Raw genomic sequence first — 11,472 nt, forward strand, 5'->3', positions numbered from 1 at the left:
AAAGATAACAGGCCTTTTGACCCTAACTATCAATGGTCACCCACAAACTCTCGTTAGTACCAGAATCTCTATGTGGTTGTCAAAGAACAATTAAATATTTGTTGACTTTTCATAGCACGTCTTTAAATCTTATTTTTCAAACAATTCAAACAACATGTCCTGTTATAAATTAACATTTATAACCAAACTTATTGAAGAATTCATTCCTAAAATCTCCAAGTCTGTCTTCAATTATAGCTTGTCTTATCTTTTTCATCAAGTCTAATAGGAAATTTATATTATGCCAGGTAGTTAAACGCAATCCGAGAATTTCTTTTGCTTTTAGTAAATGCCTGATATATGCCCTGGTAAAGTTTCTGCATACATAACAGCTGCATTCCGGATCCAAACTTGTAAAATCCCTTGCATATTTAGCATCTCTAACAATTATTCTGCCGCAGCTGGTTAAAACAGTTCCATTTCTTCCTATACGGGTGGGAAGAACACAATCAAACATATCTATTCCTCTTATTGCCCCTTCAATTAAATAATCGGGACTTCCAACGCCCATAAGATATCTGGGTTTATCTGCAGGTAATAATGGTACAGTACAATCCAGCATTGAGTACATCTCTTCGGCAGGTTCACCTACACTTAATCCTCCAATAGCATATCCCGGAAAATCCAGTTCCAGTAATTCCATAGCACTTTTTTCCCGTAAGTCTTTATACATACCTCCCTGTACAATGCCGAAAAGTGCCTGTTTATCAGGATACTTATGAGCATCTTTACATCTTTTTGCCCATCTGGTAGTTCTTTCAACAGATCTTTTTGTATATTCATAATCGCTGGGGTATGGAATACATTCATCAAATGCCATAATAATATCTGAACCCAGGGAGTTTTGTATCTCAATTGACTTTTCAGGCGAAATAAAATGCCTGGAACCGTCTACATGGGATTTAAAAGTAACTCCTTCTTCTTTTATGTCTCTGAGATCGCTTAAACTGAAAACCTGGAACCCTCCGCTGTCAGTAAGTATGGGTCTGTCCCAATTCATAAATTTGTGAAGTCCGCCTGCTTCTTCAATCAATTTATGCCCTGGCCTAATATATAAATGATATGTATTGCTCAGAATTATCTGAGCATCCATTTCTTTTAATTCATCAGGTGACATACCCTTTACCGTAGCCTGTGTACCTACAGGCATAAAAGCAGGAGTATCAATAATTCCTCTGGGAGTATGGATTCTTCCTAATCTTGCTCCTGTTTGTTTACATGTTTTAATTAATTCATATCTTATCACAGACATCAATACAGTTCCCCATTCTCCTTGCTAATAAAAAATATAAATAAATACTAAAATAAATACTATTAATAAAGAATCATATTTAGTAAATATACATGGCATCCCCGAAACTAAAAAACCTGTATTTTTCCTCTATGGCCTTTTCATATGCCTTAAAAATCAGGTCCTTTCCTGCAAATGCGCTTACAAGCATTATTAGTGTAGATTCTGGCAAATGAAAATTGGTAATTAGTGCATCAACAACCTTAAATTTATAACCCGGATAAATGAATATATCTGTCCATCCTGCTGCCGATTTTACCATACCATCATCACAGCCGACAGTTTCAAGTACCCTGCAGCTGGTGGTGCCTACAGCAATTACTTTATTTCCACTTTTTTTGGCAGTATTTATTTTATTACACGCGTCATCTGTTATTTCATAATATTCAGAATGCATCTTATGTTTTTGTACTTCCTCTTCTTTAACCGGCCGGAAGGTCCCTAACCCTACATGCAAAGTAAGGTAAGTAATCTGAACGCCTTTTTCACGTATTTTCTCCAAAAGATCATTAGTAAAATGAAGTCCTGCAGTAGGGGCAGCGGCAGAACCCTTATGCCTGGAATATACCGTTTGGTATCTTTCACTATCATCAAGTTTTTTTGTTATGTAAGGAGGCAACGGTATTATGCCAACCCTGTCAAGCACCTCCTCAAAAACGCCGTCATATTCAAATCTGACAATCCTGTTTCCTTCTTCTATCACATCAACAATCTCGGCTTTCAGAAGCCCATCTCCAAAAACAAACCTTGTTCCTGTTTTTGCCCTTTTCCCAGGTTTTAGAATTACTTCCCACAAAGATTCTTCTATCTTCTTTAATAAAACAAACTCAATTTTCCCGCCTGTATCTTCCCGTTTCCCAAGCAGTCTTGCAGGGATTACCCTTGTATCATTTAGTACCAGGCAATCTCCAGGATTAATATAGTCTATTATATCTTCAAATATTTGATTTCTAATCTCTCCGGTACTTTTATTCAGTATCATTAATCTGGATTTGCTCCTTGGCTCAACAGGCTCCTGGGCAATTAATTCAGGAGGCAGATAATAATAAAATTCCTTTACTTTCATCCAATACGCTCCGTTTCTAAAAAAGCAGCATTAAACACAGTTTTTCCACGACAAAAAAAATAATACACTATTATGGGAAATTATACAACATGTTTTATGACAAAGGCTGATTTATATATCCATATCATATGAAAAATGCTCCCATGAAGGAAAAGGAGCATTTTATGAGTATATTCTTAAAAAATTATAGAATTATTGAATCTGAGTACCCTGAAAATAATGTTTGAGTATTTCTTCATAATTAAAACCAGCTAAAGCCATACCTTTCGCACCTTCCTGGCTCATTCCGACTGCGTGTCCCCAGCCTCTTCCCGAAAATTTATAAGCTGTAGGGATTACTGAAACCGTTTCTATTATGCCTTCTGCTCCAATAACTGTCATTTTGCCGCTCTGTACCTTAATATCCTGTATGCCTTCTGAAGATATAATTTTCTTACTTAATAGATTAGTTTTTTCGATATTCCCGCTGTTTCCATCAAGTACATATACATCTGCATCTGTTTCAATTCTGTACCATTGACTATTCAGCTGGCTTAAGACTGACCTGGTAGCTGAATTAGTAAAAGCTCTCTGGCCTTTGGTACCGTAGATAACAAGTTCAGTAACTCTGCCGGATTCTGATATCTTGGTTATTTCAACTCCCAAAATATTCCCCAGGTCGTAATTTTTAGATAGCATGGCTTCCTTTATTTGTTCTGCCGTATAGGTAGCTTCCCAGGTATAATTCCATGAATTGCCGGACTCATACTTATCTTCAACACTTACTAAATATGGAATTTCACTTCCCCATACATTTTTTACATCTTCAGTCCTGCCGCCACTGGAGCTGAAATAAAATACCTGTGCTGTCATACCGTTATAAGTTATAATTTTTCCTTTAGTTTCATCAACAGCCTGGTTAACCCTGGCATCTTCCCTGGAATATCCTTTATATACCTGGCAGTACGTGGTATTGGACAAATCGAATCCAATATGGCTGTACTTGCCAATATTATTTATTGTATATGTCCTGGCAGTTACTGCCTGGGCTTTTAATGCTTCCGGATGGGATGAAGCTTCAATTTCACAAGGAACTACACCGTATAAATACTCTTCAAGATGGAGAACATTAATTACAGTCATATCACTTAAATCATATCTCCCAACTTCTATATCACCACGGTAACTTACACCATTTACACTAATTACCGGTGTCGCATCGCCTTCCACCGGATGAAGGCGCATAGTTCCATGGATACCATCAATAACCGTTATAATATCTCCATTGTCAGTCTGTGCAACTACTCTGCTTTCTGATGGTAAAATGATCTCATAAATTCCATCGCCAAGTTTTGGTTTTATACTGTTTTCAAGCGACTCCAATGCCTGAGTTTCATCTAAATAAAATCCAGACCATATCTGCCATTTTCCCGCATATGCCGGATAAGCGTTAATTCCCTGGTTCTTTATCACAATCAGAAGTTCATACAGTTTATTTAAATCTTCAAAGTCTTCTCCTATCTTTACATGGAAAGGGCCTATTCTTTCCCCCTCGGGAATTTTCTCAGATAAAGGGTTGTATTCAGATATACTCTTATCTGTTATTACAAAATAACTATCTTTTCTGACTATTACCTTATTAAAAGGATTTTCTAAATGGGCCGCAGTAAATATATTGTCTTTAAAGAATCCTACCTGAATACCATTATCGGAACTTGCAGTAAAACTGGATACTGCAGTTCTGACACCTATCTTTGAATCATTAAACAGAATACCTATTTTTACGATTTCCGGAATTTGTATCGAAGCATATGTAAATACCGGTGAAGAAATTAACAGTAACGATATAATTAAAACAACACAAAATAATCTAAGATGCCTCACCTTTCTTCCTCCACTTTCTATTTTTATCCTATGTGTAAATTCATTGGAGATTATTCGACAAAAAGAATTATTTTCCTGCTATTTTCTCACGCTTAACAATAATGTAATTTTCCTGTCATAAAAAGATAACAAAAGCAAAGGGTTAAAAGCTGAGGAAAAGCAGAGGGGTAGTTCTCATACTTCCTAAATGTACCTATGGAAACTTTTTAACGAAATTCAAAAAATCTAAAAAGCATTGACACTTGCTTGCTCAAAATGATAATATATAAAAAACAAAATATAAGAGAAAAGGATAGAGGCGCATTTTTTATTAGTATATTCACTGAGAATGTGGGATTCAATGATGTGGATGGAAAGGAAAAAATGCCGAAGGATTTTCTCCCCCATAGAGATTTATCCTGGTTGTACGGTGAATAACCATACAACTGTCATCGTTAATAAAGAAATGATGGAGAGCTATCTGTTCTTAAATAGTACTATATTCTGTGTATATTTTACTTTAAAGCAGAATATAGTTATTATAGGGAACCGCTGATGCTCAAGCGGCTTTTTTATTTTAATGAAATGAAAGGATGTGTTTTTATGAAAAAACCTGTCTTTATTGGAGCAGGTACAGCAATTATAACACCTTTCACTGATGACGGAATTAACTTTGATAAACTTGGTGAACTAATTGAGTTCCAGATAAAAGAAGGTATTGATTCTATTATCATTTGTGGTACCACAGGTGAAGCCTCTACTATGCCTGATGAAGAACACAAGGCTGCGATAAGCTTTGCAGTAAAACAAGTGGCAGGGAGAGTTCCTGTTATTGCAGGAACCGGAAGCAATGATACCAGGCATGCAATAGAACTTAGCAAATATGCCGAGGATGCTGGTGCCGACGCAATACTTAGTGTTACACCGTATTATAATAAAACTACGCAAAAGGGACTTTATGAACATTTTAAGGCTATTGCAAACAGTATTAAAATTCCGGTAATACTGTACAATGTTCCTTCCAGAACAAACCTCAATATAAATCCCGCAACTGCAAAAGCATTATCGGAGATTGAAAACATAGTAGGTATAAAAGAATGTAATCTGTCGCAAGTGGCTGAAACTATTCATGCTTGTGGAGACGACCTGGTCATATACTCGGGGGAAGATGGATTAATAGTACCAATGCTTGCCCTTGGAGGAAAAGGTGTTATATCAGTTATGTCAAATATTATCCCTAAGGATACTCATGACATAGTAGCTAAATTTTTGGCTGGAGATGTTGAAGGAAGCAGAAAAATACAACTTAAAGCCATTAATTTAATCAAAGCATTGTTTATTGAAGTAAGTCCCATACCTATAAAAGCGGCCATGAACCTCATGGGCATGAATGTCGGTAAATGCCGCATGCCTCTTGTAGATATGGAAGAAAAGAATTTTGAGTTTCTGAAAAAAGCTATGGAAGAATATGGCCTGATTTAAAATTTATATAATACAATTTGGTTAGGATGAGATTATATGATAAATATACTAATGAGTGGCTGCAACGGTAAGATGGGTCAGGTAATCAGCAAGACCGTAGCAGATTATGAAGATATGAGGATAGTCGCGGGTTATGACATCAGAGATGATATTATTAGCAGCTATCCTGTTTTCACAGACCTTAATAAAGTAAATGTGAAAGTTGATGTAATTATAGATTTTTCAAATCCAGACGCTTTAGAAAAAATTTTGGATTTTGCACTAAAAAAACATATAGCGTTAGTTGTGGCAACTACTGGACTATCTTCACTTCAGAAAACTGCCTTGGAAACAGCAGCTGCAAAGATACCTGTGTTTTTTTCTGCAAATATGTCCCTAGGTGTTAATTTACTAATGGATTTGGTTAAGAAAGCGGCAAAGACACTGGAGAATAATTTTGATATTGAGATAGTTGAAAAACACCATAACCAAAAGCTTGATGCACCAAGCGGAACTGCTTTGGCCATAGCTGATGCAATAAACTCCGTTCTGGAGCAAAGAAAAGAATATACCTATGACAGGCACTCCCGAAGAAAGAAAAGAAACAAGGATGAAATTGGCATCCATGCAATCAGAGGCGGAACAATTGTAGGTGAACATGAAGTTATTTTTGCAGGCAATGATGAAATTATCGAAATTAAGCATATTGCATTAAGCAAAAATGTTTTTGCTGTGGGAGCCTTGGAAGCAGCCAGGTTTATCAGTAAGAAAAGCCCGGGTTTATATAATATGACAGATCTGGTTTCGGACTAGAATGTGTTTCATAATACTGCCCCATTATATAATACTGCCGCTTAATTTTTAAAAATCAGGGACAAAATAATGCAGGAGGTGAAGAAATGTTTATGAATCCCATTACAAAGTTGTCTGTTACATATAATGTTGCAATAATTACAATTGATAACTTGCCGGTTAATTACGATCTTATATCTGATATTTTTAATACTATTGCAACAAAAAATATCAATGTGGATATGATAACCCAGTCTCCCCCGCTTAAAGGCATTATAAATCTGTCCTTTAGCATATCCTCAAAGGATTTGGTTACAGCTATTTCATCATTAAATAGTTATAAAAAGAAAATTCCATCCTTGTCAATTCAGGTAGACGCCGATAATACAAAAATATCTGTGTTCGGCAACCAGATGAGGGAACTTCCAGGAGTTGCAGCAAGGCTGTTTACCCTCCTTGCCAATAATAATATTGAAATAAAGATGGTTACTACTTCTGAAGTTGATATATCCTGTTTAATATTTGACAAGGACGCAGATAAGGCAATTAATTCTATAAAAAAAGAATTCAACTTACAGGAAGTTGACATGAATTAGGGACAAAGATTTAAATCCCAGGTTTTAGCGGTTAAACCTGGGATTTTTTATTTTATAGACTATAAATTACTATCATATCTTTAGTCTTCTGACTGGTCTGCTTCTTCATTACTACCTTCAGTTTCACCTTCTGTATTAAATTCTTCATCATCTTCTTCATTTTCTTCATTGTCATTCTCTTCATTATCTTCATCTTCTTCATCATCTTCAGTTTCTTCTTCCAGCTTGTCTATCATATATTTCTTTAAACTGGGATAAACATAAAAGTTAGTAATAAGTCCGATAAAACTAAAAGTAATAAATAATAGCAATATAATTCCAATTACAGGAAAATAGAATGAAAGCAATATTATTGCAGTACATAAAACTAATATTCCTAAATTGGGCAAGAACTTAAGCATTGCAAAAAGAAGCGCATTTTTATAGATTTGCAATACACTAAGTTTAAAAGTAACAAGCATGGGATAAATATAAAGGTGCATCATAAGAAATATAATAAATGTCATTATCAGGAGACCTGTTGCAACACCATTAAATATCCCCAATTCATTAAAAGAAAAATAAAAATTCATTGCAATGCCCATAAGAATTAAAGCAAGCAAATCTATAAGAGAAATAATGATGCTTTGCTTAAAGTTTTTAATGGCATTTTCTTTAAAATCCCACCAAATAAATGCATGTTCTTCCCTTGCATAATTTCTCATAATATAGGTGAAACCTGCTTGAGCTGGACCAATTGTAACAACCGGTATACATAATAAAACCGAACCTATCATGATTCTCGTTAGGAGATCAGTAAGTGCATCGCCTGCAATTAAATCCTGAAAAATAAACATTGAGGCAAACAATACTAAAACAATTGCAGGTAAATTAAACAACCCGAATAACATATTAATTTTTATCAAATTCCAAAACTTTCTTGAGAAAATCTCAAAAAACACTATTATTCTCGCTTTTGGTGGTGCATCCTTCTCTACACCAGGTCCTGGCTTTGTATAATCAAAGAAGCCAAAAAAACCTGCCATTTATTATCATTCCTTTCGCTGCTTATTTGCGCATCCAGTAAATATTCTATCAGTTGTCCCAAATCATATCAATAATAATTAACAAATACATATAAAAATGCATAAAGTATTCAATAAAGATTTTCATATAAATGCTTGACACATAAATTTTATGTTAGTATAATTGTATTTGCTGACTTTAATAAATAAATGCGGTCGTGGTGGAATCGGCAGACACGTACGTTTGAGGGGCGTATGCGAGAGCATATGGGTTCAAGTCCCATCGACCGCACCAAATTCAAACCACTGTTGAACAGTGGTTTTTTTATTTGTCTAATTCATGTATAATAAATACATCAATATATTATTAATACTACTATGTTGCTTTTTCAATAGGACTTATTTCGTATTTTTTAAGGAGCGTGCAGCTAGTATGTTTTTTATCGGTATATTTGGAATTGATCAAAAGAATAAACAAATAGGAACATACAATAATGTTATATGTCCTGCCTGTGGTGCTTTGACACGTTTTGAAATCTTCAAGTCTTACTCTTATTTTCATATATTCTTTATACCTACTTTTAGATGGAATACTAAATATTATGTTAGACCTACCTGTTGCGACAGTATGTATGAACTTGACTCTCAGGTAGGAGAGGAAATTGAAAGAGGCAATAATCCTGAAATTAAAGAAGAACACCTGCATTCAGCATATTCCGGATATCAAAATCATTTATACAAACAATGCAGAAACTGTGGAGCTAGGTCTGATACTTCCTACAGCTATTGCCCCTACTGCGGTGGTAAGTTATAGCTTTATTATAAAAATACTTATGCTAGGAATTTGTGTTAATATTTATCGTTTATGTGGTAATTATAACAATAATAATAGAAGTAATATAAAATAAATCTGAAATATATTAAATTTGAAATATGGAGGAATAAGGTTAATGAGTAAAACAAAAGTTGAGGCAAATTTAAAAGGCAATATGGCCTTTGAGATGAACCTTGACGGGCATACACTAATTACAGATGCTCCTGAAAGTATTGGTGGCAATGATCTTGGCCCCAGGCCTAAACAACTTTTATTGTCAGGTTTGATTGGTTGCACTGGCATAGATATTATGTCCATACTGAAAAAAATGAAAATTGAATTAGAAGGCCTCACTATAGAAGCAGAAGCAGAGAATGCTGAAGAACATCCAAAAGTATACCTGAACATTCATTTAACATTTAGATTTAAAGGTAAAAACCTGCCCAGAAAGAATATTGAAAAGGCAGTTTCTTTGTCCCAGGAAAAATATTGCGGTGTTGCTGCAATGCTGAGAAAAGCAGCTCCAATCACCTACGATATAATAATTGAAGAATAGCAGAGCAGAAGCTTTTGTTTCTTTTTCTGCTAATTTTTTTATTCTTTGCTGTTAAAATACTTCTCAATTCCAAAGGCTATAGATTCTGCTATTTTATTTTTATATTCATTTGTAGTAAGACACTTACGCTCTTCCGGATTAGTTATAAATGCAGTTTCTACTAAAACACCGGAAATGGCAGTCTTTCTTAAAATATAGAAATCTTCACCTCTCGCCTTGTGCTGCATTCTCATATTTCCATTTAAGCTCAAGCTGTTAAGGGATTTCTGTATATATTGTGCCAGCCGTTTTGACTGAACATATTGGTCACTGAAATAAAATACAATTGATCCGTTGACACTTGTATCACTTGGATAACTATTTACATGAATACTGACAAATATATCAGCATTGGCGTTATTTATCATCTTAACCCTGGCGTCTAAATCCCTTCTTTGAATAGTGTTCCCATTTCTGCTTTGTTTGTATAGTGAAATATCAGAGCTTCTTGTCATTAATACTTTATAACCTTTATCTTCCAGATACTTTTTCAAACTTCTTGATATATCCAGTACAATATCTTTTTCATGCAAATTTCCAATTGAACATCCAAAGTCTATTCCTCCATGCCCTGGATCAATTACAATGGTTTTTGTTTTAGCTTCTGTATCCCGAGTAAATAGCGGGATAAAACAAACAATTATTGCTACAATTATTATATATTTTAAAAACCTATTATTTATATGAGCCACTTTTCAGTACCTCTCATAATAAATCTTTGCAGAATGTCCGGCAAAATTTCATATATTATATCTTTTACATTATGTTTATCAAAAAAACAGGTATTTTTATCTATAAATCATATCCCATGCGAAATCAAAAGAAAAAAGAAATTTGTTTACTAAAGAAGTATAAAAAAGATTTGTTCATTTTAGAAGTATTGAGTGATGTACATTTTGACAAGGAAGAACTTTAATATAATGGGATTGATATTTAAATCCATCATTGTTTCTGGCAACCATTATATAAAATCCAGGAGGTAAATTATCTATAACATAATTGCCATTGTTGTCTGAATTTGTCCGAAGTACCGGAGAATCGCTTTTGCATCCGAAAAATAATTCAATTTTTGCATTTGCTGCCACTTTACCTTTTTCTAAATAAGTAACACCTGAAATTTTCCCTGAAAAATCATTTTCTTTGTTATTTATAAAGATACGGATACTTTGAGTGTTAAGCTGAACAGGATTAACATCCATATTTTGCTCCTGGTCCAGATCCTGAGAATTAAATTGTATACTTTCTCTTTTCAAATCCATTTTTCCACTCCCTATAGATTCACAAATATTCAATAACCGGTCTATATTAAACTAATTTAAAACTAAAATTAAACTAATACTAAAATTATATCACTTATTAAGCAAGATTAATTAAGCCGGAATTGCTTTTAATTTTAATATATTTTATGTAATAGCGGGGATAATCCCCACTATACTTTTTCATATTATATGAATTTAGGTTTTCTGTCAGGTTCTACCTTTGCATCAGCTTTAGCTTTTGCATCAGCTTCATTATCTACTTTAACTTCGTTAGTCACATTGTTTTGGGACTGTAATTTGGTTTTTAAAACTGATTCGCCTTTAGCTCCGCTTGTAGAAAAGTTATCTGCATCATTGTCGGCATCATTGTCAGCAGCTGCCTTCTGGCCCTGGTACTGTTTCTGTGTGAGTACATTGTAGTTGAACTGCTTGTTGTACTGTTTCTGGTCATTAATCTCCTTCTCTTTGAACTGAACATCCTGATTGGTATCAACAAATTCTGCCTCCAATTCAGCTTTTAGCTCAGCTTTTAATTCAGCTTTTAATGCATTGAAATCAATATCCAACATATACTACCCTCCCTCTATAATCTCTAATTTTCTTTCATTATCTCGCATTATCTTAGATTTTCGATTTCTTCAAAATAAGCTACATGAGCAGTTTTTACATATATACATAAATATGGATTGCGATGTGTATCCCTTTTAAGCTGC

13 protein-coding genes and 1 tRNA gene are annotated in these 11,472 nt (G+C 34.3%); 7 read left to right on the top strand and 7 right to left on the bottom strand.

The window, feature by feature from the left end; all coding sequences use genetic code 11:
• Positions 1–169: 169 nt before the first annotated feature.
• From tgt to GXX20_10060, 3 genes are all read right to left on the bottom strand, one after another.
• Entirely contained in the window at positions 170–1,291 is a 1,122-nt protein-coding gene (tgt, locus tag GXX20_10050) for a tRNA guanosine(34) transglycosylase Tgt (GenBank protein ID HHW31995.1), read from the bottom strand.
• 79 nt (positions 1,292–1,370) lie between these two features.
• Positions 1,371–2,396 carry a tRNA preQ1(34) S-adenosylmethionine ribosyltransferase-isomerase QueA gene (queA, locus tag GXX20_10055; protein ID HHW31996.1) on the bottom strand — a complete coding sequence of 342 codons (1,026 nt, stop codon included), beginning with the start codon at positions 2,394–2,396 and terminating at the stop codon, positions 1,371–1,373.
• Between the two features lie 192 nt (positions 2,397–2,588).
• Entirely contained in the window at positions 2,589–4,259 is a 1,671-nt protein-coding gene (locus tag GXX20_10060) for a SpoIID/LytB domain-containing protein (GenBank protein HHW31997.1), read from the bottom strand.
• A gap of 255 nt (positions 4,260–4,514) precedes the next feature.
• On the opposite strand from GXX20_10060, the gene GXX20_10065 reads away from it, so the two are divergent.
• The 4 genes from GXX20_10065 to GXX20_10080 all read left to right on the top strand — a co-directional run bounded on the left by GXX20_10065 (position 4,515) and on the right by GXX20_10080 (position 7,087).
• Positions 4,515–4,676, top strand: a complete 162-nt coding sequence (locus GXX20_10065) for a hypothetical protein (protein HHW31998.1) — start codon at positions 4,515–4,517, stop codon at positions 4,674–4,676.
• A gap of 165 nt (positions 4,677–4,841) precedes the next feature.
• On the top strand, positions 4,842–5,720 hold the full coding sequence (locus GXX20_10070) for a 4-hydroxy-tetrahydrodipicolinate synthase (GenBank protein HHW31999.1): 879 nt from the start codon (positions 4,842–4,844) through the stop codon (positions 5,718–5,720).
• A 36-nt stretch (positions 5,721–5,756) separates the two neighbouring features.
• Positions 5,757–6,512 (top strand): 4-hydroxy-tetrahydrodipicolinate reductase, encoded by a 756-nt coding sequence (locus GXX20_10075; GenBank protein ID HHW32000.1) that lies wholly within the window; start codon positions 5,757–5,759, stop codon positions 6,510–6,512.
• Between the two features lie 86 nt (positions 6,513–6,598).
• The gene (locus GXX20_10080; GenBank protein HHW32001.1) at positions 6,599–7,087 is read left to right on the top strand and encodes an ACT domain-containing protein; all 489 of its coding nucleotides are present in this window, start codon (positions 6,599–6,601) and stop codon (positions 7,085–7,087) included.
• 80 nt (positions 7,088–7,167) lie between these two features.
• Here the strand turns inward: GXX20_10080 and GXX20_10085 are convergent, their stop codons facing one another.
• A complete protein-coding gene (locus GXX20_10085; GenBank protein ID HHW32002.1) occupies positions 7,168–8,112 on the bottom strand; it encodes a DUF624 domain-containing protein in 945 nt (314 codons plus the stop codon).
• 191 nt (positions 8,113–8,303) lie between these two features.
• Here GXX20_10085 and GXX20_10090 point away from each other — a divergent pair.
• From GXX20_10090 to GXX20_10100, 3 genes are all read left to right on the top strand, one after another.
• Positions 8,304–8,386, top strand: a tRNA-Leu gene (locus GXX20_10090).
• Between the two features lie 138 nt (positions 8,387–8,524).
• Positions 8,525–8,905, top strand: coding sequence for a zinc ribbon domain-containing protein (locus GXX20_10095; protein ID HHW32003.1), 381 nt, complete (start codon positions 8,525–8,527; stop codon positions 8,903–8,905).
• A 136-nt stretch (positions 8,906–9,041) separates the two neighbouring features.
• On the top strand, positions 9,042–9,461 hold the full coding sequence (locus GXX20_10100; GenBank protein HHW32004.1) for an OsmC family protein: 420 nt from the start codon (positions 9,042–9,044) through the stop codon (positions 9,459–9,461).
• 38 nt (positions 9,462–9,499) lie between these two features.
• Here the strand turns inward: GXX20_10100 and GXX20_10105 are convergent, their stop codons facing one another.
• From GXX20_10105 to GXX20_10115, 3 genes are all read right to left on the bottom strand, one after another.
• The gene (locus GXX20_10105; protein ID HHW32005.1) at positions 9,500–10,192 is read right to left on the bottom strand and encodes an N-acetylmuramoyl-L-alanine amidase; all 693 of its coding nucleotides are present in this window, start codon (positions 10,190–10,192) and stop codon (positions 9,500–9,502) included.
• A gap of 174 nt (positions 10,193–10,366) precedes the next feature.
• Positions 10,367–10,759: a carboxypeptidase regulatory-like domain-containing protein gene (locus GXX20_10110; GenBank protein HHW32006.1), complete on the bottom strand. Its 393-nt coding sequence runs from the start codon at positions 10,757–10,759 to the stop codon at positions 10,367–10,369.
• A gap of 185 nt (positions 10,760–10,944) precedes the next feature.
• A complete protein-coding gene (locus tag GXX20_10115; GenBank protein ID HHW32007.1) occupies positions 10,945–11,328 on the bottom strand; it encodes a hypothetical protein in 384 nt (127 codons plus the stop codon).
• Positions 11,329–11,472 lie beyond the last annotated feature (144 nt).

It is taken from the genome of Clostridiaceae bacterium, from assembly GCA_012840395.1.
Lineage (GTDB): Bacteria > Bacillota > Clostridia > Acetivibrionales > DULL01 > DULL01.

What these genes read in the sequence shown, in the direction of transcription:
- tgt (HHW31995.1), bottom strand. Translation starts at nt 1,291, where the DNA reads ATGTCTGTGATAAGATATGAATTAATTAAAACATGTAAACAAACAGGA.
- queA (HHW31996.1), bottom strand. Translation starts at nt 2,396, where the DNA reads ATGAAAGTAAAGGAATTTTATTATTATCTGCCTCCTGAATTAATTGCC.
- GXX20_10065 (HHW31998.1), top strand. Translation starts at nt 4,515, where the DNA reads ATGATAATATATAAAAAACAAAATATAAGAGAAAAGGATAGAGGCGCA.
- GXX20_10070 (HHW31999.1), top strand. Translation starts at nt 4,842, where the DNA reads ATGAAAAAACCTGTCTTTATTGGAGCAGGTACAGCAATTATAACACCT.
- GXX20_10075 (HHW32000.1), top strand. Translation starts at nt 5,757, where the DNA reads ATGATAAATATACTAATGAGTGGCTGCAACGGTAAGATGGGTCAGGTA.
- GXX20_10080 (HHW32001.1), top strand. Translation starts at nt 6,599, where the DNA reads ATGTTTATGAATCCCATTACAAAGTTGTCTGTTACATATAATGTTGCA.
- GXX20_10085 (HHW32002.1), bottom strand. Translation starts at nt 8,112, where the DNA reads ATGGCAGGTTTTTTTGGCTTCTTTGATTATACAAAGCCAGGACCTGGT.
- GXX20_10095 (HHW32003.1), top strand. Translation starts at nt 8,525, where the DNA reads ATGTTTTTTATCGGTATATTTGGAATTGATCAAAAGAATAAACAAATA.
- GXX20_10100 (HHW32004.1), top strand. Translation starts at nt 9,042, where the DNA reads ATGAGTAAAACAAAAGTTGAGGCAAATTTAAAAGGCAATATGGCCTTT.
- GXX20_10110 (HHW32006.1), bottom strand. Translation starts at nt 10,759, where the DNA reads ATGGATTTGAAAAGAGAAAGTATACAATTTAATTCTCAGGATCTGGAC.
- GXX20_10115 (HHW32007.1), bottom strand. Translation starts at nt 11,328, where the DNA reads ATGTTGGATATTGATTTCAATGCATTAAAAGCTGAATTAAAAGCTGAG.